Genomic DNA, 26143 nt, shown 5'->3' with positions numbered 1-26143 from the left:
GTGCAAACTCGCAAGAGGAAGTATACGGTGTGACGCCTGCCCGGTGCCGGAAGGTTAATTGATTGGGTTATCGCAAGAGAAGCTCATGATCGAAGCCCCGGTAAACGGCGGCCGTAACTATAACGGTCCTAAGGTAGCGAAATTCCTTGTCGGGTAAGTTCCGACCTGCACGAATGGCGTAATGATGGCCACGCTGTCTCCAGCCGAGACTCAGTGAAGTTGAAATTGCGGTGAAGATGCCGTATACCCGCGGCTAGACGGAAAGACCCCGTGAACCTTTACTATAGCTTGGCACTGAACATTGACCCTACATGTGTAGGATAGGTGGGAGACTTTGAAGCGGGAACGCCAGTTCTCGTGGAGTCAACCTTGAAATACCACCCTTGTAGTGTTGGTGTTCTAACCTCGGTCCATGAATCTGGACTAGGGACAGTGCCTGGTGGGTAGTTTGACTGGGGCGGTCTCCTCCCAAAGAGTAACGGAGGAGCACGAAGGTTGGCTAAACACGGTCGGACATCGTGTGGTTAGTGTAATGGCACAAGCCAGCTTAACTGCGAGACAGACACGTCGAGCAGGTACGAAAGTAGGTCATAGTGATCCGGTGGTTCTGCATGGAAGGGCCATCGCTCAACGGATAAAAGGTACTCCGGGGATAACAGGCTGATACCGCCCAAGAGTTCATATCGACGGCGGTGTTTGGCACCTCGATGTCGGCTCATCACATCCTGGGGCTGAAGTCGGTCCCAAGGGTATGGCTGTTCGCCATTTAAAGTGGTACGCGAGCTGGGTTCAGAACGTCGTGAGACAGTTCGGTCCCTATCTGCCGTGGGCGTTGGAAGATTGAGGGGGGTTGCTCCTAGTACGAGAGGACCGGAGTGAACGAACCGCTGGTGTTCGGGTTGTCATGCCAATGGCATTGCCCGGTAGCTACGTTCGGAATCGATAACCGCTGAAAGCATCTAAGCGGGAAGCGAGCCCCAAGATGAGTCTTCCCTTGGACCTTGAGTCCACTGAAGAGCCGTCCGAGACCAGGACGTTGATAGGCAGGGTGTGTAAGCGTTGTGAGGCGTTGAGCTAACCTGTACTAATGACTCGTGCGGCTTAACCATACAACCCAGATGGGTTTCAGATGGTGTAGATAGTCTTGAAGAGACCAGACTTGATTGAAGTGATAACTCAATAGCACAGAATACCGGTCGCTTAGCTCAGCCGGGAGAGCACCTCCCTTACAAGGAGGGGGTCACTGGTTCGATCCCAGTAGCGACCACCATCATTTTCTGCGTAATGCAGCTTTCCGAATTAACAAATTTGTCTGGTGACAATAGCGCTCTGGTCCCACCTGATCCCATTCCGAACTCAGTAGTGAAACGGAGCAGCGCCGATGGTAGTGTGGGGTCTCCCCATGTGAGAGTAGGTCATTGCCAGACGCCTAATTTGGGCCTAGCCCAAAGGAGCGGTAGTTCAGTTGGTTAGAATACCGGCCTGTCACGCCGGGGGTCGCGGGTTCGAGTCCCGTCCGCTCCGCCAACATAAAGACGAAAGCCTCTGCAGCAATGCAGAGGCTTTTTTCATTTTACAACATTTGCACTTGGTGTTGTCGCGTCGCGGATAAATCCGCCCCAGCTACGCTAAAGCTTCGCGCTCGTTGCCTTGTGGCTGTGCCACACTCGCCCACAAACTTAAGTGAAAAGCCTCATCTTCGGATGGGGCTTTTTGCGTTTTGTTTCCCGCGACGGAGCCCTGCGGCCTCCAGGTCGCGACACTGGCCGTGCGCGTTGAGTCCCGTCCGCTCCGCCAACTTACATGAAGCCTCGCTAGAAATAGCGGGGCTTTTTGTATTTAACGCTCCTGAAAGTGCTGCGTACTTTGTCGCGGGCGGCCCCGTCCAACAGCGTCCCTGCTTAAAAGCCCAGTTCGGCATCCATGCCTCTCGCTCGTAAGCACATCGCTTCGCGATACTTGCCCGCCAACTAAAGACGAAAGCCTCTGCACTCTTGTAAACAAGAGCGCAGAGGCTTTTTTCGTTTTACAACATTTGCACTTGGTCTTGGTGTTGGTGTTGGTGTTGTGGCGTCGTGGATAAATCCGCCCCAGCTACGCTAAAGCTTTGCGCTAATCTACACGGATGTAGAGAAGGTAGAAAACGTCTGGAACGGTTTTCTACCGTAAGCTTGTGGCCCGCCATACTCGTCAGCCAACTTACACAGAGCCTCCTCTGGGCGTGCCCGCCGAAATAGTGGGGCTTTTTTGTATTTATCGCGCCCGAAAGTACGCAGCACTTTCGAGAGCTTCGAATGGCTGCCTCACCGGATCGCGTGGCGTGTCTTGTGCAGCCGTATTCTTCTTTGGCAGCCCAGGCTGGCATCTGATAGTGGTAGATTGGCGTCTGAAAGCCTTGAAGGACAGCATGTGCCGAAAAGGCTTTGCCTCTCATTCACAAACACATTGCTTTGCCACACGCTCTGCTAACTTAAAGACGAAATTCCTCGGATGCTCTTTGAACCATGAGTCTGGGTATCGTCTCATTTTCTGGCGTTGAAACCTTGATGGTGCCTTTCAGAGTGACCGTTTTAACGCGCATTGGGTGAAGTGGATACTGAAAGGTGTGGTATCTAAACTGAGCATGCAGTTTGTCCCTTTGGTCGTTTAACTAAGCAAATATCATTGCGATGTTCTAACTGGTTGCTGAAGGTTTTTCAGAGCGGAACACTGCTTAACCTGGACTCTTTGCACCAAGGTAAGCATTAAGCATCTTCAGCGCAGTACCAGGCGGCGTTATGCCATTTACGTTCCGATGGTGCTTGATAGACTAATCGGCCATTAAACAGCGTTTTAGGCCGTTTTGCTCGGGGCTAATCTACAAATGTTAGAGACAACTTATGTCGTCAATCGGGCATCCGCTGGGCGCAGTAAGCTGCATGTATTGATAAACAGACTTTTGTGGCTGAAAAAGCCGCAACCAAGCGGTTTTCATTAAAAAGTGCTTTACCTTTAAGGGGGCTTTTTGCATAATGCCCTCCGTCAACAGGGGTGTAGTTCCAATTGGTAGAACAGCGGTCTCCAAAACCGACGGTTGCGGGTTCGAGTCCTGCCACCCCTGCCATATACCAGAAAGGCCGTTCAGAAATGAACGGCCTTTCGTCTTTTTGACGTTTGGTTAATTTGGGTTCCCCGCTTTAAGCTGCGGCCGCGCTGCGATTTAGTCCTCCAACAGGCTTCGCAGCATCCAGGCGTTCTTTTCATGAATACTGACCCTTTGGGTGAGCAAATCCACAGAGGCTTCGTCACCACTTTCTGCCGCAAGCGGAATGAGCGCTCTGGCACTGCGGATAATGATTTCCTGGCCTTCTATCAGGCTGGCAATCATATCTCTGGCATTGAGGCCACCTGTGTCTTCCTGGATGTCGGTTATTGCGGCAAAGGCGCTGTAAGAACCTATGGCTTTTACACCCAAGGCTCGAACACGCTCTGCAATGCTGTCCACGGCAAGGGCAAGTTCGGTATACTGCTGCTCAAACATGAGGTGCAGACTGGTGAACATAGGGCCGGTTACGTTCCAGTGAAAGCTGTGGGTCTTGAGATACAGGCCATAGCTGTCAGCCAATAGCTTATAGAGACCTTTGGCGATGGCGAGGCGATTTTGTTGGTCGATACCGTTGTTGATCATAATAGTCTCCTCCTGTTTTTGATTTAATCAGAATAATGAATCGTTCCTGCTGTTTGAAATTGAAATAACAGATTGGAACGTTCGATTCGATAAATAGGAAGGGCAATGGAAAAAACGGCATATCTGGATGCTATGGGAATCGCCCGTTGGCGTGAGGTTGGCAAGCCTGCGCCTCTATCGCCTGAGCTCAAGCGGGCGATTAACAGCATGTTTAATCATCCTCTGTTCGCTGAGCTTGAATGCCAGATTGAAGAGTCCTTCATTGCGCTCACACCATGTTCCGGTGAAAGCCACTCTGTGTTAATGGGGCAACTGGATACGCCGGAAGGTAAGCGAGCGCTCTGGCGTGCGCTCAGGGCCTGCGGAGCCTTGTAATGAAGATTGAGACATTACGTCAGCAAGATGCACCCAAAATGGCACTCATTGAGTCTGAGGCACATTCCCGTCCGATGTCGGAGGGGGCGCTGCTCGATTGTTTCGGTCCTCTGTATCGCTGCTGCGGACTCTACCGGGACGATGTGCTGCTGGGATTTACCATAGTGCAGCAGATTATGGATGAGGCAACCCTGTTTGATATTTGCGTGCTTCCCTCGGCACAGGGGGAAGGGCTGGGTAAGTTACTGCTCCAACAGGTGATTGCCGATGCACGTAGCCATGGTGCACAGGTGCTGATGTTGGAGGTTCGTGCCTCCAATATGGCCGCCATTGGCCTGTATCAGCGCCTGGGATTCACTGAGATTGGCAGGCGCAAGGGTTATTACCCAACGGCCGAAGGCCGCGAGGATGCGGTATTGATGGATTTAAGGCTGGAGCACGGCTGAGCCTGTTCTGCACGGATAACCCAATAAAAAACGGCGCCAATGCGCCGTTTTCAGTTTTAAAGCAGGCTTAATGGCAAACCTGCTTATTTGACTTCCTTGCCCTGTGCCTGCAGGTCGGCATGGTAGCTTGAGCGTACCAGCGGGCCACAGGCGGCGTGGCTGAAACCCAGATCTTCGGCAATGGCTTTCAGCTCATCAAATTCCTGTGGGCTCACGTAGCGCTCTACCGGCAGGTGGAACTTGGACGGCTGCAGGTACTGGCCCAGGGTCAGCATGTTTACATCGTGGGCACGCAGATCTTTGAGCACCTGAATGATCTCTTCGTTGGTTTCACCCAGACCCATCATCAAACCGGACTTGGTTGGAATATTGGGGTGACGCTCTTTAAAGCGCTTGAGCAGATCCAGCGACCACTGATAGTTGGCGCCCGGGCGAGCCTTGCGATAGTGCGCCGGCGCAGTTTCCAGGTTGTGGTTGAACACATCCGGTGGATTGGTGCTCAGGATATCCAGCGCAACATCGATACGGCCGCGGAAATCGGGCACCAGGGTTTCAATCTGGATGTGCGGATTCAATGCGCGGATTTCACGGATACAGTCGGCAAAGTGCTGGGCACCACCGTCACGCAGATCGTCACGGTCAACGGAGGTGATCACCACGTACTTGAGCTTCATATCGCGGATGGTCTTGGCCAGTTTAACTGGCTCATCGGCGTCAGGTTTCAGTGGGCGGCCGTGGGCCACGTCGCAGAAGGGGCAGCGGCGGGTACAAATGGCACCCAAAATCATAAAGGTGGCGGTACCGTGGTTAAAGCATTCCGCCAGGTTGGGGCAGGAGGCTTCTTCACATACAGAGTGGAGGCCGTTGCTGCGCAGCGCCTGTTTGATTTCGGTAATGCGCTGATTGGAAGCAGGCAGCTTAACCCGCAGCCAATCTGGCTTTCTGAGCATGGTTTCACGCTCGGATGGCATAATTTTTACCGGAATTCGGGCGACTTTGTCTGCGTCACGCAGTTTGACGCCCGGCTGCAATCTTTCGGGTCTGTTCATTTTATTCTGCTAATCCTTGGTGATGGACCAGGTGCTCATAGCCAAGAAGTTGGCTAAAGGTGAGGGTTAGTTTTTCACCTGCTTCGTTTACGGTATTGGGGCCGCCCAGTGCTTTACACTGAACCATTTCCAAGCCGGCATAACCGCAGGGATTGATGCGTTGGAAAGGGGAGATATCCATGTCGACATTAAGCGCCAGCCCGTGGAAAGAGCAACCACGGCGAATGCGCAGGCCAAGTGATGCAACCTTGCGCTCATCAACGTACACCCCGGGTGCATCGGCTTTTGCATAGGCGTCGATACCGTAGGCTTTCAGCATATCCACTATGCTTTGCTCTATGTGGGTGACCAGCTGACGAACGCCGATTTTAAGGCGTTTGATGTCCAGCAGGGGGTAAGCAACCAACTGACCCGGGCCGTGATAAGTCACCTGACCACCGCGGTCTACCTGAATAACAGGAATGTCGCCGGGATTGAGGATATGCTCGGCTTTACCGGCTTGCCCCTGGGTAAATACCGGAGGATGTTCAACCAACCAGAGTTCATCCGGGCTGCTTTCATCGCGGTTATCGGTGTAGTGCTGCATGGCGTGCCAGACAGTTTCATAATCCTGATTTCCCAGGTGTCTGATGTGCAGAGTCTTGGCTTGCAAGGGCTACCTCTCCCCTCTGGTTCAGCGTGGCGGCATTATACGCCGCGGATGCCGAAATGTAACACAGAAGCGCTTACAGGGCGCGCCAGAATAATTAAAGTACCCGTTTTACGCCTTCGATGGCGGCAAGGGACGTGTACAGGGTTTCAATGTGGTCCTTGCTGGTGACGGTAACGCGAATGGTTACAGACAGATACGTGCCCTTACTGGACACCTTACTGGTTGGGCTGTAATCACCTGGAGCATGTTGCTGAACCACGGCGACCACGCGATCGGCCAAAGTCTCGCTGGCATCTCCCACAACCTTGAAGGGGAATGAACAGGGAAACTCCAGATATTGGTCAAAAGTGGTGTTTAGCATAGTCGATTATCTCTGTCGTGGGCTTGGGCCTCAAATATGGCGGCGATTATAGCCCAATCAAGGTCTGGGGGCGAAAAAAATGCCACCCGTAGGTGGCATTTTCATCCGAGTTGGCTTAGCTCAGCCAGCTGGCGAAGAGCTGCTTGAAGTAATCCATCAGTTTGGAGAACCAGCTGCCTTCGTTCACTTCCTGCAGTGTTACCAGCGGGAATTGTGCTATGTCTTTGCCATCCAACTGGAAATACACGCGGCCTACGACTTCGCCTTTGGCTAGTGGTGCTTCCAATGGTTTGGTCAGTTCAAAGTTGGCCTGAAGCTCTTTGCCTTTGCCGCGACGAATGGTCAGAGGCGTATCTGTGGCGACACCCAAATCAACGCTTTCACGATCGCCGTACCAAATTTGTTGGTTTACGAAGCTGTCACCGGCCTTGTAGGGGGTAACGGTTTCGAAGAAGCGGAAACCATAGGACAGAAGCTTTTTGCTTTCGGCCTTACGGGAAGCCTCGCTGCTGGCGCCCATGACCACAGAAATCAAACGCATGTCGTCCTGTGTGGCAGAGGCCACCAGGTTATAACCCGCGCCAGAGGTGTGGCCAGTCTTAATACCGTCCACGTTCATGCTCTTGTCCCACAAGAGGCCGTTACGGTTGTATTGCTTGATGCCGTTAAAGGTGAATTCTTTTTCGGAATAGATGCGGTACTCTTCCGGCACATCACGGATAAGGGCAGCACCCAGAATTGCCATGTCATAGGCGGTGGTTTTGTGGTTGTCAGAGTCCAGACCGTGGCTGTTTTCAAAGTAGCTGTCGGTCATGCCGAGCTGCTTGGCCCAGGAATTCATCATATCGACGAAAGCATCTTCGGTACCGGCAATGTGCTCGGCCATGGCCACACAGGCATCGTTACCGGACTGGATGATGATGCCACGGTTCAAATCGGCAGCTTTTACGGTTTTGCCCACCTCGATAAACATCTTTGAGGAATCGGGAAAGTTCTTTGACCAGGCATTTTTGGTGATGGTGACGTCATCTTCAGGTGAGATGTTTCCCACTTTCATTTCATGACCAATCACATAGCTGGTCATCATCTTGGTAAGGCTGGCCGGATTCAGCTGCTCATAAGCATGTTCTTCGGCAATGATTTGGCCGGTGTGATAGTCCATCAACACATAAGCTTTGGCGGCTACGGAAGGGGCATCTGGAACGACGGTCGGTGGTGCTGCAAAGGCGCTGGCAGACATAATGGCCAGGAGCAACATCGATTTTGGGGCGCTAGGTTTGATTACTTTCATCATTAACTACACGTTTTCTCAGGAGGTTTTAGTAAACGGTATGAAACCCGTCGAGTTTAACATTAATTGACAAGGGATTGCAGTGAAGGTTCCTTCATGTTCAGGATTTGGGCTCAGTAACCAGATAGCCACTTGGGTAACCCTGTTGGCGCATTTGCTGCAGCATTTTACTGGCAATACCTTCGTGGCCAAGGGGGCCCAGTTGCAGGCGATAGAGGGTATCTTTTTCCTGTAACCGATATCCGAGCTGGTATTTAGCGGCAAGTTCTTTACCCAGGCGGTTCAGCCTGTCTCTGTCCTTGGATGCGACAACCTGAATAAAGTAATGGTTGGGATCCTTACTGCTTGTGTACGCCTCATCTTCCGGCGAAGGAATGTAAATGGTTTCAATCTCGACGCGGGCGGTACCCGTGTTCAGCATGCCGAGGCGATAGGCGGCGGCGTAGGATAAATCAATGATGCGGCCCTCGTGAAATGGCCCCCTGTCATTCACCCTGACTATCACTTCTTTTTTGTTATCCAGATTACGTACGCGGACAAAGCTTGGCAGCGGCAGAGTCTTGTGAGCAGCGGTCATGCTGTACATGTCATACACCTCGCCATTGGAGGTGTGATATCCATGGAACTTGGTGCCATACCAGGAGGCGAGACCAGATTCACGGAAGTTGGCGGCAGACGCCAACACGTTATAGGACTTGCCCATAACAGTGTAGGGCTTATTGCCGCCGCGGCTGTAGGGTTCGTAACGGGGGATGGCATCGGGAACCTGGCTGACATCCGGCGCCGAGTCTGGGTAGGCATCGTGTTTTTGATGATACCTGTCCCCCTTGGAGCTGGGTTTACTGCTGCTCCCTGGCTCTGGCGAGGAAGAGCAACCGCCCAGAACGAGTGTCAGAGCCAATAAAGGCCAACAGGATTTACTACTTGGCATGGGCATGTTTAAGCTGCTCACTGAATTCATAGGCCGCCATGGCGTAAAGAGGGCTGCGATTATAACGGGTGATTACGAAAAAATTCTTAAAACCCATCCAGTATTCGTTGTGCGTTTCCTGCTCCAGTTTAAACAGCATTGCAGGCCGGGCAACATCCAGATCCCGTTTGTCCGCAAGGCCGAAGCCGCCTCCGAGTATATCGGAGGCCTTGAGGGTTAACGGGTCTCTCTGCCAGAGTGAGACCGTTGGCGGCGTTTCACCGTAGCTTTCCAATCGAAACGCGACAGGGTCGCCCGCTTGCCAGCCATGCTGATGAAAATAATTGGCCACACTGCCGATGGCGTCGGCGGGGCTGCCGAGCAAGTCTTTGCGGCCATCGCCATCAAAATCTACCCCGTAGTAACGGTAGCTGGAGGGCATAAACTGGCCAAATCCCATGGCACCGGCGTAGGAGCCCTTCAACGCGCTCACATCGAGTTTTTCTTCCTGCTCAAGTTTTTGCAATTCGCCCAGCTCCTTCAGAAAAAAACTGGCCCTGGGCAGGTAGTAAAAGCCAAGGGTATAGAGGGCGTCGCGCACGCTGAAGTTGCCCATGGTTTGGCCGTAATGGGTTTCGATGCCAATGATGGCCACAATCATCTGAGGTTCAACGCCAAACTGGGCCGATGCCTTGTTTATGGTGCTTTCGTGGGCACGCCAGAACTCAAGCCCTGCGTTCAGTCTGGCTTCGGTGAGAAAACGCGGCCGGTAGAGATGCCAGGGCTTGGCCTCCCAAGGGCGGCTGATGGCTTCAATCACCTTGGGGTTATATTGGGCATCGGCCAGAAATGCATCGATTTGGGATTGGGAAAAACCAAGCGCACTCTGGCGGGAAATAAAGCTGTCCCTGGCGGTGTCGATTTGTGTCTCGGCAGCGAGCACAAGATTGGCGGCAAGAAGGCCTGGCAACAAGGCAAGGCCCGGGGCAAAACTCATCGGCATTCCTTAGCGGTCGACAAAGCGCCTGTGGGTTTGAATGCTCATTAGAATGCCAAAACCTGTCATCAATGTCAGCATCGAGGTGCCGCCGTAGCTTATCAGGGGTAAGGGCACGCCCACCACGGGCAAAATGCCGCTGACCATGCCGATATTCACGAAGATGTACACGAAGAAAGTCAGGGTGATAGAGCCTGCCAACAAACGGGCAAAGTTGGTTTGTGCCCGCGAGGCGATGACCAATCCCCGGCCAATCACATACAGGTACATGGCGAGTAACAGAATGGCGCCGATAAGACCGAACTCTTCGCCTATGACTGCAAAGATGAAGTCGGTGTGACGTTCGGGCAGAAACTCCAACTGCGACTGGGTGCCGTGGAGCCAGCCCTTGCCGTCCACGCCACCGGAGCCGATGGCGATTTTCGACTGAATAATGTGGTAACCGGCGCCGAGCGGATCTTTTTCCGGATCCAGCAGTGTCAGTACCCGGCGGCGCTGGTAGTCGTGCATCAGGAAATACCAGAGTATCGGCAGAAACGACAGCACAGAAGCCAGTAGCCCAAGTACTATGTACCAGCTCATCCCGGACAGGAAGAGTACAAAGATGCCCGAGGCCGCCACCAGGATGGAAGTCCCCAGGTCGGGTTGCTTGGCAATCAGCAGGGTTGGAATAAGCATGATAACTGCCGCAGCCGCCAGATACCGCTTCTTCGGTGGCAGGGTAAACTTGCTGATAAACCAGGCCATGGTGATGGGGAAGGCGAGCTTGATAAGTTCAGAGGGCTGAAACTCCATAAAGCCCAGATTCAGCCAGCGCTGGGCACCTTTATTGATTTCCCCGAAAAAGTGCACCCCAAGCAGCAGGATAATCCCGGCGACATAAATCGGCAGGGCCCAGCGGCGCAGAATTTCCGGATTTATCTGTGCCATAAACAGCATGATGCCGAGAGAGAGACCCATGCGCACCAGCTGCCGCTCCAACATGGCGGGATCTTCACCCGAGGCAGACCAGATAACAAACAGGCCAAACCCCATAATGGCCAGCAGTCCAAGCAAAAGCGGTAAGTCGATGTGCATCCGTTGCCAGATATTCTTACGGGCATGATCCCTTGTCATGGTTGCACCTTCCACTGCTCATGGAGCATAAATTCATCCAGCATGGCGCGGGCCACAGGACCGGCATTGGCACCGCCCCAACCGGCGTTCTCCAATACCACAGCCAACACTATCTTGGGGGACTCAAAGGGGGCGTAAGCCACAATCAGGGCGTTGTCTCTCAGGTGCTCAGCCACCTTTTCGTGGTCGTATTTGGCATCCTGTGCCACCGAAAACACCTGCGCGGTACCTGTTTTCATGGCGGCGGTATAAGTGGCATCGGTAAAGCGCGACTTATGGGCCGTCTGACGCATGGCTTCGTTGATGATTTCCCAGTTGCGGGGATTCTTCAGCGCCACCGGGGGCATCTCTTCGGGCGGCCGCTCGATTTTGGCGCTGTTGTCTTTCATTGCCTTGAGCAGATGGGGCACAAAGCGCTTACCGCGATTGGCCAGGATTGCCGTGGCATTGGCGAGCTGAATTGGTGTTGCCGTCCAATAGCCCTGGCCAATCCCCACCGAGATGGTGTCACCGGGATACCAGGGCTGGTTGTGGCGGATACGCTTCCAGTCGGAAGAGGGCATGATGCCGGCGGACTCTTCGAAGATATCCACGCCGGTACTTTCACCAAAGCCAAATTGGTGCATAAAGGCGGCAATCTTATCTATGCCCATCTTGTGCACCATGTCGTAAAAGAAGATATCGCATGACTCGACAATGGCATGATAAACATCCACGTAGCCATGGCCCCATTTTTTCCAGTCACGCCACTTTCGTTCGACACCGGGCATTTGCCAATAGCCTGGATCCCAGATGCGGGTGCGCTCTGTGACGACCTGTTCCTCCAGCCCCATCAGTGCCATATGGGGTTTGATGGTTGAGGCGGGGGCGTACAGCCCCTGGGTGGCGCGGTTAATCAGCGGCCTTGCCTTGTCGTTTAGCAGGGCGCTGTAATCCCTGGAGCTGATCCCCTGCACAAAGAGGTTGGGATCGTAGGACGGGCTCGACACCATCGCCATGATGCCACCGTCACGGGGATCGATAGCCACTATGGTGCCACGACGCCCGGACAGCAGTTCCATGGCCTTTTTCTGCAAATTGATGTCCAATGTCAAGTAGAGATCCTGACCCGGCTCCGGCGGTACGGTTTTCAGGGTACGAATGGTTCGGCCACGGTTGTTGACCTCTTCTTCCAGGTGCCCTGGTTTGCCGTGAAGCAGATTTTCGTAATACTTTTCAATACCCTGCTTACCTATGTCCTTGCTGGCTGCATAGTCTGGCCAGCGGTCAGCTTTTTCCAGCGCGGTCCTGTCTTTGGCGTTGATTTTGCCCACAAAGCCCAGCACGTGCGTCAGGAGCTCGCCGTGGGGATAGAAGCGTTTCAGACCGGCTTCCACCCGTACGCCGGGAAACTGATGCTGATTTACGCTGAATGCGGCCACTTCTTCCTCGGTCAGGTTATCCCTGAGCGTAAGGGGCTTAAAGCGGCGGTGGTATTTGAGGGCTTCGAGGAACTCCGCCTGGGCTTCTTCAGTCAGCGGTATCACAGTTGAGAGTTGCGTCAGCGTCTCGGGGATGTTTTTAACCTTTTCGGGAATGAGCTCAAGGGAATACACCGGTTGATTTTCGGCGAGCAGCACGCCATTGCGGTCATAAATCAGGCCGCGGCTTGGGGCAACCGGTGTTACCCGGATACGGTTGTCATTGGAGCGCGTGGTGTAGTCCGTGTAGGCGGTGACCTGCAGGTGATACAGGTTGGTCAGGAGTACACCAAAAAGTGCGACCACGCAGAGAAAGGTAAATATCGCCCGCCGCTTGAACAATGCTGCCTCAGCGGCGTGGTCATGCATGGCTACCCGTTTTCTTGGTGTCACTCAACGTCTCCGGTGCAATCAGCGGCCTGACAAGGGCACGCTATTCCCTGTGATAAGGATGGTTGTTGTTAATGCTCCAGGCCCGGTAGAGGCTTTCCGCCACGACTACCCTCACCAGGGGGTGGGGCAGAGTCAGCGCCGATAAACACCAGCTCTGGGCTGCGGCCTGTTTGCACGCCGGAGCTAAGCCTTCGGGGCCACCAATCAAGAGGCTGACATCACGGCCATCGAGCTGCCATTTGGACAGAGCGCTCGCCAGTTCGGGAGTCGTCCAGTTCTTGCCGGGAAGATCCAGGGTAACAATATGATTACCCTTGGGAATTGCTGCAAGCATTTGTTCGCCCTCCTTTTGCAGGATGCGGGCGATATCGGCGTTTTTACCGCGCTTGCCAGCGGGGATTTCGACAAGCTCCAGCGCCATGTCTCGGGGGAAACGGCGCTGATATTCTTCAAATCCGCGGGTAACCCAATCGGGCATCTTGGTGCCCACGGCGATGAGTTGCAGTTTCATCAGGCGGGTTCTTGCCAGAGCTTTTCAAGCTGATAAAAGTCGCGGGTTTGTTCCTGCATCACGTGCAGAATGACTTCACCCAAATCCACCAGAACCCATTCGCTGGTGTCGCGGCCTTCGCTGCCGAGAATGGTGATGTTGGCCTCTCTGGCCTTGGAGAGCAGGTTCTCGGCGATGGCGCGGACGTGGGTTTTTGACGTACCCGAGCAGATCACCATGTAATCGGTGATGTTGGAGTGTTTGCTGACATCCAGTACTACCAGATCCCGTGCTTTAAGATCTTCAATCTTATCGACAACAAATTGCTTCAGTTCTTCGCTTTGCACGCGAAATTACCCCATGTGTTTCCTAAAAAAGAGCGCGACAGTATAGCAGCAGCCAGTGGCAGAATACATCGCCTAGCGGTACAGGCCTTGGGTCTCAATCACCCGGGCCACTGACTCTGGCACTAAATGGCGAATATTCCGCCGCTCGGCCAACGAAGCGCGGATGTCGGTGGAGGAAATGTCCTGCTCCCAGACGTCAGTGATTAACACCTTACCGCTGTTCTCAACCGGTAACTCGGCTCCCGTGTGTTGCCTGTCCGCGAGCACTTTTGCCATGGCGTGGTCGACTGCCAATTGATAACCGGGCCGGGCACACACCACCAGGTGGCAGAGATTAAACAGTTGCTGCCACTCAAACCACTTATCCAGCGACAGAAAAGAATCCATCCCCATGACAAAGTAGAACACCCTGTCGGGATAAAGTTCCTTCAACTGCCTGAGAGTGTTGACCGTGTAACTGGGCTCGTCGCGGCGAAGCTCGATGTCGCACAGGCTGAATGCCGGGAACTCCCGGCACAGTGCGTCAATCATCTCAAGTCTTGCCCCCGGGCTGGCATGGGTGCCGGGTTTGTGGGGCGGAATATGATTTGGCAACAGCCAACAATCCTGCATTGGCCAGTGTTCAAGCACATCCAGCAGTGGCCTGATATGGCCAAAGTGAGGCGGATCAAAGGTGCCGCCAAGTAGTGCCGTGTGCCGCTTTGGATTATGTTGCTTGCTCATATCAGCCTCGGGTATCCACCAGAGCACTGTGGGCACCGGCATCAAACAGCAGGCAAAGGTGAGTCAGCAGTGTCCAGTCCTCTTCTCCGCCCTGTTTAAGCTTAAGCTCCAGCGTGGATGAGAGGGCGAGCATGGCTTCAATCTGCGGCAGTGACAGCCGCGACAGTGCGGCCTCATAGAGCGGCTTGCGCTTGTCCCAAATCCGCAGCTTTGACCACATTGGTGCCAAGGATTCCCTTTGTACCATGGCTGTTTTCAATTGCAGCAGACTCGCAAGTTCGCGAAACACGGCCCAGAGCACAATGGGCAGGGCTGTGCCTTCAGCCTTGAGCTGGGCCAATATATGGGCCACGCGCTGCTGTTGGTTTCCGAGCAGGGCATCACTGAGCTGAAACACGTTGAAGCGGGATTGGTCGTCGAAATACTGGCTCAGTTCTTCGGCGCTGATCCGTCGATTGGCGGCAAGCAGCGCCAGTAATTGTACCGCCTGTTCAGCGGCCAGCAGGTTACCTTCGTACAGGGTTGCCAGTAATTGGCGGGCGTCGCCGTCCAGCATCAATCGGTTGGCGGCAATGCGGCCATCTAACCAGCGGAAAAATTGCTGCCCTTCAGGCGTGTTGCAGGGAACATAGACACCGGCGTTGTCGAGGGTTTTAAACCATTTGCTGTTGGTTTGCTCGGCGGCGAGTTTGGGACCGCGCAGGATAAGCAGCAGGTCTGGGTTGGGCTGCGTCATCAGGCTCGTCAGCATGGCGCTGCCATCGGCGCCGGGCTTGGCCTGGGGCAGGGTGAGTTCGATAATGCGGCGGCTGGCAAAGAGGCTTAAGGCCTGCCACTCGTTTTGCAAGTCGTTCCAGTTGAAGCCGTTATCCTGCTCAAGGCTGATACGCTCTTCAAATCCTTGCTGCCTCGCGGCCATCAATAACTGAGAGCGGGCGTTTTCTATCAACCAGGCATCGTCACCGAACAAACAGTAACATTGGGCCAGCGGTGTCAGGTGGCGGCCCAGCTGCTCAGGATAAACCCGCATCAGCGCTCCCCGAGGGACGAGAGAGTTTGGATAAGGTTGTCGGTGGCTTGCTGGCGCATTTCTTTGAGCAGCAGCTCCATTTCGCGGCTCTTGGCCAGTGCGGTGCGGGGGTCATCGAGATAGTCGCGGCGGATTTCCACGCTGAATGGCTTGGCCTCTTCACCGGGAAAAACCACGGCAAAGTCGACATGGTATATCAGCTCGTACTCGGCGACATGGCCGGTGGGGTAGAGCGAGAGTGTGGTGCGCTCGAGGGTGTCACGCAGCAACCGCACCGAGGGTACCTTGGCATCTGACGCGACCACATTCACACCTGACAGGCGCAGGCGATCTTTCACCAAGCGGGTCAGCTCGCTGTATTCATCGGCGCTGTCGACACTCAATTGCTTGAGGGAGGCCGGAATTTGATAACTGCCCTGAAGACGAAAGCCGCAGCCGGTGACGCCAGTGAGCAGCGCCAAACCCAAAATGGCGGTAAGCAATGTTCTAACCATGGCGAAATGCTTCTTCCTTTTGTTAAGCAGAAAAACCCGCCGCAGCGGGTTTTTCTTTAATCCCCTGAACCGGCGACAGTGTCGCAGGCTACAGGTCAGTTGGCAACGATGTTGAGCAGTTTACCCGGCACGTAAATAACCTTGCGCACGGTGACGCCATCTGTGTATTTACGCACGGCGTCTTCGGCAAGGCCCAGGGCCTCCACCTGCTCTTTGGTGGCATCGGCCGCGACTGTGAGCTTGGCACGTACCTTACCGTTCACCTGTACCACGATGAGCTTGCTGTCTTCAACCAGTGCCGACTCGTCGGTGGCCGGCCAACCGGCGTCTTCGATGGCGCCACTGTTACCCAATTCGCGCCACAGGTTGAAACACACGTGCGGTGCGATGGGGTAGAGCAGACGTACCACCGCAGACAGGGCTTCGTTCATCAGCGCCTTGTCCTGGGCAGACTCCAGCGGTGCCTTTTGCAGGTGGTTCATCAGCTCCATCACGGCGGCAACGGCGGTGTTGAACATCTGACGGCGACCCAGATCATCAGTCACCTTGGCGATGGTTTTGTGCAGCTCACGGCGCAGTGTTTTCTGATCCGCATTGAGCGCTGCTACATTCAGGGCTTCGGTGGCCGGGGCTGCACTGTACTCAGAGGCCAGTTTCCACAGACGCTTGATAAAGCGGTGCGCACCTTCCACGCCGGATTCCTGCCATTCCAGGGTCAGCTCCGGTGGTGAGGCGAACATCATAAACAGACGCACTGTGTCGGCGCCGTATTTTTCCACCATCACCTGAGGGTCGATACCGTTGTTCTTGGACTTGGACATCTTGCTCATGCCGGTGTACACCAGCTCATGGCCTTCGTTGTCCACGGCCTTGATAATGCGGCCCTTGTCGTCTTTCTCCACCACGGTCACATCGAGGGGCGATACCCATACTCGGGCGCCTTTCTCATTGTTGTAGTAGAAGGCATCGGCCAGCACCATGCCCTGGGTCAGCAGACGCTTGGCAGGCTCGCTTGAGTTCACCAGGCCTGCATCACGCAACAGCTTGTGGAAGAAGCGGAAGTACAGCAGGTGCATACAGGCGTGCTCGATACCACCGATGTACTGATCCACCGGCAGCCAGTAGTTGGCTTTGGCTGGGTCCAGCATTTCGTTGGCTTTTGGCGAACAGTAGCGCGCGTAGTACCAGGAAGACTCCATAAAGGTGTCGAAGGTATCGGTTTCGCGCAGCGCGTCCTGACCGTTCACCTGGGTCTTGGCCCACTCTTTGTCGGCCTTGATGGGACTTTGCACGCCGTCCATTACCACATCTTCCGGCAGAATAACCGGCAGCTGGTCTTCTGGGGTTGGCATCACAGTGCCATCTTCCAGAGTGACCATAGGGATAGGGGCGCCCCAGTAACGCTGACGGCTTACACCCCAGTCACGCAGACGGAAGTTCACCTGACGCTTGCCCTTGCCTTCGGCAGCCAGCTTGTCGGCGATGGCATTGAAAGCACCGTCAAAGTCCAAACTGTCGAACTCACCTGAGTTAAACAGAACGCCTTTTTCGGTGTAGGCGGCTTCAGAGATATCCACTTCGCCGTCGGCAGGCTTGATTACGGCCTTGAGTGCCAGACCGTATTTCTTGGCAAATTCGTAGTCACGCTGGTCGTGGGCAGGAACCGACATCACGGCGCCGGTGCCATAGTTCATCAGCACGAAGTTGGCGGCCCATACCGGCACTTCTTCGCCGGTCAGGGGGTGAATGGCGTACAGGCCAGTGGCCACGCCTTTCTTCTCCATGGTGGCAAGCTCGGCCTCAGAGGTGCCGCTTTGCTTGCACTCTTCAACGAAGGCAGCCAGCTCTGGATTGTTTAGCGCGGCTTTCTCGGCCAGTGGGTGACCGGCAGCAATGGCCACATAGGTCACGCCCATCACAGTGTCCGGGCGGGTGGTGTAGATGTCGAAGCTGTCGTCAGAATCTTTGACCTTGAAGGTCATTTCCACGCCTTCGGAGCGACCAATCCAGTTGCGCTGCATGGTCTTGACCTGCTCAGGCCAACCTTCGAGGGTGTCGATGTCGTTCAAAAGCTCTTCGGCATAGGCGGTGATTTTGATAAACCACTGCGGAATTTCTTTTTGCTCAACCGGAGTGTCACAGCGCCAGCAGCAACCGTCCTGCACCTGCTCGTTGGCCAGTACAGTCTGGTCGTTCGGACACCAGTTCACCGCTGAGGTCTTCTTATAAACCAGACCTTTTTCATACAGCTTGGTGAAGAACCACTGCTCCCAACGGTAGTATTCCGGGGTACAGGTGGCGATTTCACGGCTCCAGTCGTAGCCAAAACCCAGCATTTTCAGCTGGTTTTTCATGTAATCGATGTTTTCGTAGGTCCAGGGGGCCGGCGCGGTGGCATTTTTGATGGCCGCGTTTTCGGCTGGCAGGCCGAAGGCATCCCAACCGATGGGCTGAAGTACGTTCTTGCCCTGCAGACGCTGGAAACGGGCAACTACATCACCTATGGTGTAGTTACGCACATGACCCATGTGAAGTCGGCCGGAAGGATAGGGGAACATAGAGAGGCAATAGAACTTCTCTTTCGCAGGATCTTCAGTGACTTCAAAGGTTTTGTTATCGGCCCAGTACTTTTGTACCTCAGCCTCGATTTCCGAATGGATGTATTGCTCTTGCATCAATTTTTCCGGCATTGCCGCCTGTTTGTTTGATCACGCGCTTGGTCTGCGCTGCGGGATCTGCATAGAATAAACCAGAAGCGGTTCATTAAAAAGGTTCCCTTGAAGGAGTATTGACGATGACCAGCAGAAGCACGCAATTACTGGCCCTGTATCAGGATCTTATTAAGGATTTGGCCACCCACTTTGAGGCAAACCCCGAGTTGAACGCCAAGAATCTGTTCCGGCTAATGACCTCCGGCGAGGCGTTTGGGCGTCTTAAGGCCCAGGCCGATGAAGAAGAACTGGCGCTGGCACTGGAATTTTTGAGGCGCGATATAGCCGCCTTTTTACAGGAAAAAAACGAAAGCTCTCTGACTCACAGTCCGTCATTTATTGCCATCGAAAACACCCTCTGGCATTGGCTCTCTGAGATCACTGACAGAAGTCAGGTGCAATGGCATGAACTGGCTCAGGATTTTAAACATCACGGTTATTACCAGAGCGGGGAAATTATCAGTCAGGGACGTATGGTGTGCACCAGTTGCGGCCATGGAATGGACATCGAGTTCCCGTCGGTCGTGCCTGATTGCCCTGAGTGTGATAACGATGAGTTTATTCGCGAGGCGCTGGCGCCTTAGTTTTCAGCGGGTCTTCAGTCTTCGTTGGCGGGGGGCTGATGCCGATGGATATGGGCCCGCTTGCCAAATTGATGCTGCCAGCCCTTGTGCCAGGTATTCAGGGTGTCGAGTGAGCGGGGCAGGCTGATGAGGTATCCCTGCAGTACCAGTGCAGGGTAGGTCTGCATCAGGTATTTGAGTTCATCCATGTGCTCTATACCTTCGGCCACCAGAGTAATTCCCAACTGGCGTGCAATTTCAACCAGGCCGTTCAAAATGGCCTGACAAAAGCTGTCTCTGTGAATATTGATAATCAGTGAACGATCGATTTTAACTTCGGTGTAGGGCAAATCTCGCAGTTGATTGATATTGGTAAAGCCGGTGCCAAAGTCGTCCAGCGATAATCCAAAGCCTCTCAGACGCAACCGATTCAGGGACTCGAGCTGTGCACTGTTGTGTATGTAATGCTCTTCTGTGATTTCAAGCACCAGCGAATCATTGCTGGCACCACTCTTGCGCCAGATATGCTCCAGACTGTCTGCCAGATAAGTATTCTCAAGCTCTTCCGGACTGATGTTCAAACTGACTTTGATGTCGTTGCCGAGGATGGATTTTATGGTGGGTAAGTCTTTGCATGCCTGCTGCAACATGCGTTGGGACAGCTGCGGCAACATGCCATATTCCTGTATGACCGGCATAAAGCGACAGGGTCTCAAGGCATTGACTTCGCCCGGTAAGCGAATGCGCGCCAGCGCTTCCACACCTACAACCTGACACCTGTTCAAATCCACCTTGGGTTGATAATAAGGGATTACCTGAATTTGGTTAAAGGCGGCCTGAACTTGCTCATGGGTCAGAAGCTGCGCAGGGGGTTCAAGGGTGACACGCAGCTCAGTGGCTTTCTCAACCAGCGCCGATAGGTCGTCCAGTTGCACCGGTTTGCAAATGCAGCCAATCATGTGAAGTCGATGGCGCCGGGCTATGTCGGCTGCGAGGTTGATGATGCGCCTGTCCATTTCAGAAATGATGGCCACGGCGCCTTTGAAGCCCATTTCGCCAAGTTTTCTCAGTACGTCCAAGCCGTCGGTTTCCGGCATTCGAAGGTCAGTGAGTATGATTTGGAAACGCGCAGGCTCCAGCCCCACAACGGCAAGTGCCTTGGTGGCCGATGTCATGGTGGTGATTTTTTCAAACCCCATGCGCGAAAGCATGGTTTTTACCACCATCAAAATGGCTTCAGAATCGTCGATTATCAGGATCTGTTGTTGCCCGAGCATGTCCCTTTGCCCCCTGGAGACTTACCTTTAAATAAGCCTAGTCCCGATGTGGTTTCAGGCAAGCAAAAAACCTGGTTGTTTTCACAAAACAGAATGATTTTAGGGAGAAACAGTGGGCCCCAATTAATTGGAGCCCACTGTTCAGGGCGGGAAGGCGTGCGTTCGACGTATCAGCACGCTTGTTTGCGTCTGTAACCCCATGCAGCCAGTACGATGAAGAGACAGAGCAGATAAAGAGGCAGGTGCCCGGTGCGGGCGAACAGGGTGACGCCCCGGGTCAGGGCAACATCGGTTTTCAGCACCTGGGTTTCAAACTGCGGCACGGCAGCAGCGATGTGGCCAAATTCATCCACCACGGCCGTAACGCCATTATTGGTGGCGCGAAGTAAGGGGCGGCCCAGCTCTGCTGAGCGCATGCGGGCTATCTCCATGTGTTGCAGCGGGCCGTTGGACTCACCAAACCAGGCGTCGTTGGATACCGTGAGCAGCAGATCGGTTTGTGCTGTCACGTTTTCACGCAATTGCTCAGGAAAGGCAATTTCATAGCAAATGGCAGGTGCCAGCTGAAAACCGGCCGCAGTCAGATTCGGCTGCTGATAATCACCACGGCTGAAAGACGACATGGGCAGGTTGAAGAAAGGCGCCAGGGGCCTCAACAGGGACTCAAAAGGCACAAACTCACCGATGGGCAGCAAATGGTGCTTGCGGAACCTGTTGGTGCCATTGGCCTCATAGTCAGGCTCCTGCTGCACTTTTTCGTGATGATTACCCAGCACGATGAGCGAGTTATACCAATGATTATCCTGATGGCTGATGATCCCGGTAATAATGGCATTGTTGTTGAGGTTGGCAACCCGGTTGGCGTTATCCAGAAAATCCGCCACCATGGCTTCGGGAGCTGGAATAGCGGCCTCGGGCCACAGAATGATATCGGCATCTGCGTGTGGGCGACTCAAATCCATATACTTGAGCATGGTAGGCCAAAGCTGCTCGGGTTCCCATTTCATGCTCTGTGGGATATTGCCCTGCACCAGCAACACCTTAACGGTGTCGCCACTGCGCTGTACCTGAGGAAACTGATTGGCCGTGTACACCAGTAGGGCCAGCAGTGGCAACAGCAGTGTTAACGGTACCCAGCGTTTTTGAGCCAGCAGTGCCATAGCGCCGGCACAGACCAGAATGAGCGCGCCTATTCCCTGTACACCGATAAAAGCCGCCAGTGGCAACAGAGGGCCATCGGTCTGACTGTATCCCGCCCAGAGCCAGGGGAAGCCCGTCAGCACCCATCCCCGTGCCCACTCAGTCAATATCCACAATGCAGGGAACAGCAGTAGCAGGTTGGGCAAGGCATGGGCAGTCTTTAATCGGGCGTAAAGCATGCCCGCCAGCGCAGGGTAGAGTGCAAGATAGAGCGCCAGCAGTGCCATCAATGACAGCGAAACGACCAGCGGCAGACCGCCAAATCTGTCAATGCTGACGTGTACCCAACTGATCCCAAAGGCAAAGCTGCCAAAGCCAAAACTGAACCAATGGCCAAATGCAGCCTTGGGAGACAGCCCCTGTGCCAGCCACAGCGACAGAGCTACTGCAACCGGATAAACGGGCCACAGCGAATAAGGAGCAAAAGCGAGTGAGGTGGAGGCACCGGCGAGAAACGCCAGCAGGAGTCGGGGCCAGCTGCGGCCGGCGATTGCATTCAAGTCCAATTGCAGTCAATCATCCATAGACAGGAAAAAACGGGCCTTGAAGGCCCGTTCCGGGGAAACTCAGATCTCGGCTATCTCAGCCTGCTCCGGGTCGGGAAACTTGACCCTCAGCTGAATAAGACGCCGTGTGTCGGCACTGATCACTTTGAACTCGATGCCGCCGATACTGATTTGTTCATTACGTTCGGGCAAGTGACCAAAGGCATGGGCCACCATACCGCCAACAGTATCAAATTCTTCGTCGGAGAAGTCGGTACCGAATTCTTCGTTGAAGTCTTCAATCGCCGTCAGCGCCTTGACCATAAATACTGTGTTGTTGACCTTGCGGATTTCGGTCTCTTCTACACTGTCGTGGTCGAATTCATCTTCGATTTCACCCACGATTTCTTCGAGAATATCCTCGATGGTTACCAGACCGGAAACACCGCCGTATTCATCCACGACAATGGCCATATGGTAACGTTGGGAGCGAAACTCCTTGAGTAGCACATCTACGCGCTTGCTTTCGGGCACCACCACGGCAGGGCGGATCACCTTCTCCAGCGCGAAGGGTTCATCACTGTTATTAAATCCGTACTTGATCAGATCCTTTGCCAGCAGTATGCCTTCGATGTGGTCTTTATCGTCGTTTACTACGGGGAAGCGTGAATGGGCCGACCCTATGACGGTGGCCAGCAGTTCTTCCACTGTGCTGTCGATTTTAATGGCCACAATCTGGGCGCGGGGGATCATGATGTCCCTGACACGCAGGTCTGAGACTTCCAGTACACCCTGGATCATTTCACGGGTGTCTTCGGTGATGAGGTCGCGTTGCTCGGCATCGTGGATCACTTCCACCAGATCGTCACGATTTTGAGGTTCGCCCTGGAATAACTGACTAACGCGTTCAAACCAGCCTTTCTTTTGGGCGTTGCTACTCGGGGGTATGTCGTCACTCATAGTGATTTTCACGGCTCAATAAAGGGCCGATTATTGCTCCTTATAGGGATCGGGGTAACCGAGGCCGGTCAGAAGCGTGGTTTCCAGCGCTTCCATTTCTTCAGCTTCGGCGTCTTCAATATGGTCATAACCTAGCAGATGCAGGCAACCATGTACAACCATCTGAGCCCAGTGGGCCTCGAGGGCCTTATGTTGCTCAAGGGCCTCATTTTCAACGACAGAGGCACAAATGACAAGATCCCCAAGCAGAGGCAGCTCCATTCCGGGAGGCGCCTCAAAGGGGAACGACAATACATTGGTGGGTTTGTCCTTGCCGCGGTAGTCGCGATTAAGCTGCTGACTCTCGTCGGCATCCACAATGCGAATGGTCAGCTCAGCTTCATCGAGGGTATCGCCAAGGGCAACACGTACCCAGGTCTCAAACTCTGCTTCTGAGGGCAAATTTCCGGGATTCACGGCAAATTGCAGATCCAACGCCAGCTCAAGCGCCATGGGGCTCTCCTTCGGCGTTGTCCGCCTGTGGGCTATCTGCCAGACGATACTGGCTGTCGTGACGGCCCTTGCTGGCCTGCTGTTTGGCTTCGAACTCTTCGTATGCCTCGACAATACGGGCGACCACAGGGTGGCGCACCACGTCTTTGGACTGGAAGAAGTTAAAGCTGATTTCATTCACATCGCCCAGCACTTCGATGGCATGGCGCAGACCGGACTTTTGATGTTTGGGCAGGTCAATCTGGGTGATGTCGCCGGTGATCACCGCCTTGGAGTTAAAGCCGATACGGGTGAGAAACATCTTCATCTGCTCCACCGTGGTGTTTTGGCTCTCGTCCAGAATAATAAAGGCATCGTTCAGGGTGCGGCCACGCATGTAGGCCAGCGGTGCGATTTCAATCACGCTGCGCTCAATCAGACGTTCTACCTTTTCAAAGCCGAGCATTTCGAACAGAGCGTCGTACAGTGGGCGCAGATAAGGGTCGACTTTCTGGCTCAAATCACCGGGCAAGAAGCCCAGCTTCTCACCGGCTTCCACGGCAGGGCGGGTCAGCAGGATCCGACGGATTTCCTGGCGCTCAAGCGCATCCACTGCGGCAGCTACGGCAAGGTAGGTTTTACCGGTACCCGCGGGGCCAATACCAAAGGTAATGTCGTGGTGCACTATGTTGACCACATACTGGCTCTGGTTGGGATTGCGCGGCTTGATCACGCCACGGCGGGTCTTGATGTAATGCTCTTTCAGATCCTCATGCTCGTCTTCGGCTTCGAGGGCAATGGCTTCCTGAATGGCGATATGCACCTGCTCCGGCTCCAGATCAGGCGTACTGCCCTTCACCGGCGCGGTTTCCACATACAATGATTTGAGCAGGTTATTGGCAGTCAGGCAGTTGCGTGGCTGACCCACAATCTGAAAATGGTTGTTGCGGTAACTGATTTCAACACCTATACGGCGCTCGAGCTGTTTGATGTTGTCATCAAAGGGACCACAGAGGGAGGCCAAACGGCGGCTGTCTGCGGGCTCCAGATAGAGGTTCATGGTGGTAAGTTTACTGGCCAATCAATACTCCGGCGTCAATATCCATACTGTTGGGCAAATCCCCAACGCCTATAGCTGAAATATACTGCGTTTCGCGGCTGCGATGCAAAGCAGTGCGTTGCCTGAAAACAACAAGGGCGACCAGAGTCGCCCTTGTTAGTGAGTGCCATCAGGGCTTGAAGTGGGTTACACCCAAGTCGTCAGCCTTCTGGTGCTTGGCGAGGATGTCCTCCGGGCGCAGGCTCTTGCGCAGGTCCATCTCGTCTTCGCCGCGGATAAACTTGCCTCGCAGGGAGTTGGGGAACACGTCGACAATTTCCACATCCACGAAAGTGCCTATGTGCTTGTGCAGGCCTTCGAAGTTCACCACCCGGTTGGTTTCGGTGCGGCCACGCAGCTCCATCGGGTTTTTCACGGAGGGGCCTTCCACCAGAATGCGCTGCACTGTGCCCATCATCTGACGGCTGTAGCGCATGGCCTGTTGGTTGATAAGCTCCTGCAAGTCAGCAAGGCGCTGCTTTTTCTCTTCCATATCCACATCGTCCGGCAGATCGGCCGCCGGAGTGCCGGGGCGGGCACTGTAGATAAAGCTGAAGCTCATGTCGAAGTTCACGTCTTCAATCAGCTTCATGGTGTCCTGGAAGTCCTGGGCGGTTTCGCCGGGGAAGCCCACGATAAAGTCAGAGCTGATTTGAATATCCGGACGGGCCTTGCGCAGGCGGCGGATAATCGACTTGTACTCGATGGCCATGTGGCCGCGCTTCATGGCGGTAAGAATACGGTCGGAGCCCGATTGTACCGGCAGGTGCAGGAAGCTCACCAGCTCAGGGGTATCTTCGTAAACGTCGATGATATCCTGAGTAAATTCAATCGGGTGGCTGGTGGTAAAGCGCAGACGGTCGATACCGTCGATGGCCGCAACATAACGCAGCAGCTCGGCGAAAGTGCAGATTTCACCGTCATGTTTGGCGCCGCGGTAGGCGTTTACGTTCTGACCCAGCAGGTTCACTTCGCGCACGCCTTGCTCGGCGAGCTGGGCGATTTCGAGGATGATGTCATCCATCGGACGGCTCACTTCTTCACCGCGGGTGTAAGGCACCACGCAGAAAGAGCAGTACTTGCTGCAACCTTCCATGATGGATACAAAGGCGGTTGGGCCTTCGGCGCGGGGTTCCGGCAGGCGGTCGAACTTCTCGATTTCCGGGAAGGACACGTCAATCACGGCCTTTTCGCCGGCGCGAACCTGGTCAATCATTTCCGGCAGACGGTGCAGGGTCTGAGGGCCAAAGATGATGTCCACGCACTGGGCGCGGTCTTTGATGGCCTTGCCTTCCTGAGAAGCCACACAGCCGCCCACACCGATGATCAGGTCGGGATTCTTGTCTTTCAGGGTTTTCCAGCGACCCAGCTGATGAAACACCTTCTCCTGCGCCTTCTCACGAATCGAGCAGGTGTTCAGCAGCAGAATGTCTGCTTCCTCGGCCTCTTCGGTCAAGGTGTAGCCCTGATATTCGCCCAGCAAGTCAGCCATCTTGGATGAGTCATACTCATTCATCTGACAGCCCCAGGTTTTGATATGGAGTTTTTTACTCATCAGTTTGCGTCGCTCTTGGAA

The 26143-nt window shown here is 54.3% G+C and carries 24 protein-coding genes, 3 tRNA genes and 2 rRNA genes (1 of these 29 running past the window's edge); 8 read left to right on the top strand and 21 right to left on the bottom strand.

Annotation, left to right across the window (positions count from 1 at the left end):
• The 5 genes from K0H79_RS13600 to K0H79_RS13580 all read left to right on the top strand — a co-directional run.
• Positions 1 to 1109: ribosomal RNA gene (locus tag K0H79_RS13600) — 23S ribosomal RNA — on the top strand; it begins 1785 nt to the left of the window's first position.
• Positions 1110 to 1194: 85 nt separating this feature from the next.
• Positions 1195 to 1270, top strand: a tRNA-Val gene (locus K0H79_RS13595).
• A gap of 41 nt (positions 1271 to 1311) precedes the next feature.
• Positions 1312 to 1427, top strand: a 5S ribosomal RNA gene (gene rrf / locus K0H79_RS13590).
• A 23-nt stretch (positions 1428 to 1450) separates the two neighbouring features.
• A tRNA-Asp gene (locus K0H79_RS13585) sits at positions 1451 to 1527 on the top strand.
• A gap of 1499 nt (positions 1528 to 3026) precedes the next feature.
• Positions 3027 to 3103, top strand: a tRNA-Trp gene (locus tag K0H79_RS13580).
• A 96-nt stretch (positions 3104 to 3199) separates the two neighbouring features.
• Here K0H79_RS13580 and K0H79_RS13575 read toward each other — a convergent pair.
• The gene (locus K0H79_RS13575; protein WP_220065271.1) at positions 3200 to 3667 is read right to left on the bottom strand and encodes a Dps family protein; all 468 of its coding nucleotides are present in this window, start codon (positions 3665 to 3667) and stop codon (positions 3200 to 3202) included.
• 105 nt (positions 3668 to 3772) lie between these two features.
• On the opposite strand from K0H79_RS13575, the gene K0H79_RS13570 reads away from it, so the two are divergent.
• Together K0H79_RS13570 and rimI are read left to right on the top strand one after the other, a co-directional pair.
• Positions 3773 to 4042 (top strand): hypothetical protein, encoded by a 270-nt coding sequence (locus K0H79_RS13570; RefSeq protein WP_220076160.1) that lies wholly within the window; start codon positions 3773 to 3775, stop codon positions 4040 to 4042.
• On the top strand, positions 4042 to 4488 hold the full coding sequence (gene rimI / locus K0H79_RS13565) for a ribosomal protein S18-alanine N-acetyltransferase (RefSeq protein WP_220076159.1): 447 nt from the start codon (positions 4042 to 4044) through the stop codon (positions 4486 to 4488). Before K0H79_RS13570 ends, rimI begins: the two co-directional genes overlap by 1 nt.
• Positions 4489 to 4571: 83 nt before the next feature.
• Here rimI and lipA read toward each other — a convergent pair whose 3' ends face one another.
• The 14 genes from lipA to leuS all read right to left on the bottom strand — a co-directional run bounded on the left by lipA (position 4572) and on the right by leuS (position 18476).
• Complete coding sequence (gene lipA, locus K0H79_RS13560) at positions 4572 to 5537, bottom strand: lipoyl synthase (protein WP_220065269.1); 966 nt, start codon at positions 5535 to 5537, stop codon at positions 4572 to 4574.
• A gap of 1 nt (position 5538) precedes the next feature.
• A complete protein-coding gene (gene lipB / locus K0H79_RS13555; protein WP_220076158.1) occupies positions 5539 to 6189 on the bottom strand; it encodes a lipoyl(octanoyl) transferase LipB in 651 nt (216 codons plus the stop codon).
• Between the two features lie 94 nt (positions 6190 to 6283).
• The gene (ybeD, locus tag K0H79_RS13550) at positions 6284 to 6550 is read right to left on the bottom strand and encodes a DUF493 family protein YbeD (protein WP_011760702.1); all 267 of its coding nucleotides are present in this window, start codon (positions 6548 to 6550) and stop codon (positions 6284 to 6286) included.
• A 115-nt stretch (positions 6551 to 6665) separates the two neighbouring features.
• Positions 6666 to 7844, bottom strand: a complete 1179-nt coding sequence (locus K0H79_RS13545; RefSeq protein ID WP_220065266.1) for a serine hydrolase — start codon at positions 7842 to 7844, stop codon at positions 6666 to 6668.
• 97 nt (positions 7845 to 7941) lie between these two features.
• A complete protein-coding gene (locus K0H79_RS13540) occupies positions 7942 to 8778 on the bottom strand; it encodes a septal ring lytic transglycosylase RlpA family protein (protein WP_220076157.1) in 837 nt (278 codons plus the stop codon).
• The gene (mltB, locus tag K0H79_RS13535; protein ID WP_408733351.1) at positions 8762 to 9748 is read right to left on the bottom strand and encodes a lytic murein transglycosylase B; all 987 of its coding nucleotides are present in this window, start codon (positions 9746 to 9748) and stop codon (positions 8762 to 8764) included. Before mltB ends, K0H79_RS13540 begins: the two co-directional genes overlap by 17 nt.
• Positions 9749 to 9757: 9 nt before the next feature.
• On the bottom strand, positions 9758 to 10864 hold the full coding sequence (rodA, locus tag K0H79_RS13530; RefSeq protein WP_220076155.1) for a rod shape-determining protein RodA: 1107 nt from the start codon (positions 10862 to 10864) through the stop codon (positions 9758 to 9760).
• On the bottom strand, positions 10861 to 12717 hold the full coding sequence (gene mrdA, locus K0H79_RS13525; protein WP_220076154.1) for a penicillin-binding protein 2: 1857 nt from the start codon (positions 12715 to 12717) through the stop codon (positions 10861 to 10863). The genes rodA and mrdA overlap by 4 nt, the downstream gene beginning before the upstream one ends.
• A gap of 40 nt (positions 12718 to 12757) precedes the next feature.
• Positions 12758 to 13228 carry a 23S rRNA (pseudouridine(1915)-N(3))-methyltransferase RlmH gene (gene rlmH, locus K0H79_RS13520; RefSeq protein WP_011760696.1) on the bottom strand — a complete coding sequence of 157 codons (471 nt, stop codon included), beginning with the start codon at positions 13226 to 13228 and terminating at the stop codon, positions 12758 to 12760.
• Positions 13228 to 13554 (bottom strand): ribosome silencing factor, encoded by a 327-nt coding sequence (rsfS, locus tag K0H79_RS13515; protein ID WP_011760695.1) that lies wholly within the window; start codon positions 13552 to 13554, stop codon positions 13228 to 13230. The genes rlmH and rsfS overlap by 1 nt, the downstream gene beginning before the upstream one ends.
• 72 nt (positions 13555 to 13626) lie before the next feature.
• On the bottom strand, positions 13627 to 14277 hold the full coding sequence (nadD, locus tag K0H79_RS13510) for a nicotinate-nucleotide adenylyltransferase (protein ID WP_220076153.1): 651 nt from the start codon (positions 14275 to 14277) through the stop codon (positions 13627 to 13629).
• 1 nt (position 14278) lies between these two features.
• Positions 14279 to 15307, bottom strand: a complete 1029-nt coding sequence (gene holA, locus K0H79_RS13505) for a DNA polymerase III subunit delta (protein WP_220076152.1) — start codon at positions 15305 to 15307, stop codon at positions 14279 to 14281.
• Positions 15307 to 15801, bottom strand: a complete 495-nt coding sequence (gene lptE / locus K0H79_RS13500) for an LPS assembly lipoprotein LptE (protein ID WP_220076151.1) — start codon at positions 15799 to 15801, stop codon at positions 15307 to 15309. Before lptE ends, holA begins: the two co-directional genes overlap by 1 nt.
• Positions 15802 to 15896: 95 nt before the next feature.
• Positions 15897 to 18476, bottom strand: coding sequence for a leucine--tRNA ligase (leuS, locus tag K0H79_RS13495; protein ID WP_220076150.1), 2580 nt, complete (start codon positions 18474 to 18476; stop codon positions 15897 to 15899).
• 119 nt (positions 18477 to 18595) lie between these two features.
• On the opposite strand from leuS, the gene K0H79_RS13490 reads away from it, so the two are divergent.
• Positions 18596 to 19096, top strand: coding sequence for a zinc ribbon-containing protein (locus K0H79_RS13490; protein ID WP_011760690.1), 501 nt, complete (start codon positions 18596 to 18598; stop codon positions 19094 to 19096).
• 14 nt (positions 19097 to 19110) lie between these two features.
• Here K0H79_RS13490 and K0H79_RS13485 read toward each other — a convergent pair whose 3' ends face one another.
• The 6 genes from K0H79_RS13485 to miaB all read right to left on the bottom strand — a co-directional run bounded on the left by K0H79_RS13485 (position 19111) and on the right by miaB (position 26122).
• Complete coding sequence (locus tag K0H79_RS13485) at positions 19111 to 20352, bottom strand: EAL domain-containing protein (RefSeq protein WP_220076149.1); 1242 nt, start codon at positions 20350 to 20352, stop codon at positions 19111 to 19113.
• 170 nt (positions 20353 to 20522) lie between these two features.
• On the bottom strand, positions 20523 to 22058 hold the full coding sequence (gene lnt, locus K0H79_RS13480) for an apolipoprotein N-acyltransferase (RefSeq protein ID WP_220076148.1): 1536 nt from the start codon (positions 22056 to 22058) through the stop codon (positions 20523 to 20525).
• A 60-nt stretch (positions 22059 to 22118) separates the two neighbouring features.
• Entirely contained in the window at positions 22119 to 22997 is an 879-nt protein-coding gene (gene corC, locus K0H79_RS13475) for a CNNM family magnesium/cobalt transport protein CorC (protein ID WP_220065255.1), read from the bottom strand.
• A 30-nt stretch (positions 22998 to 23027) separates the two neighbouring features.
• Entirely contained in the window at positions 23028 to 23489 is a 462-nt protein-coding gene (gene ybeY / locus K0H79_RS13470) for an rRNA maturation RNase YbeY (RefSeq protein ID WP_220076147.1), read from the bottom strand.
• Positions 23479 to 24549: a PhoH family protein gene (locus K0H79_RS13465; RefSeq protein ID WP_220076146.1), complete on the bottom strand. Its 1071-nt coding sequence runs from the start codon at positions 24547 to 24549 to the stop codon at positions 23479 to 23481. The genes ybeY and K0H79_RS13465 overlap by 11 nt, the downstream gene beginning before the upstream one ends.
• A gap of 148 nt (positions 24550 to 24697) precedes the next feature.
• Entirely contained in the window at positions 24698 to 26122 is a 1425-nt protein-coding gene (gene miaB / locus K0H79_RS13460) for a tRNA (N6-isopentenyl adenosine(37)-C2)-methylthiotransferase MiaB (protein WP_220065252.1), read from the bottom strand.
• Positions 26123 to 26143: the final 21 nt, after the last annotated feature.

The organism is Shewanella sp. FJAT-52076, assembly GCF_019457455.1.
In the GTDB taxonomy this organism is placed as follows: Bacteria; Pseudomonadota; Gammaproteobacteria; order Enterobacterales; family Shewanellaceae; genus Shewanella; species Shewanella zhangzhouensis.
Note: the sequence above shows the minus strand (reverse complement) of the source record. Positions and strands in the feature narration are given on the sequence as shown.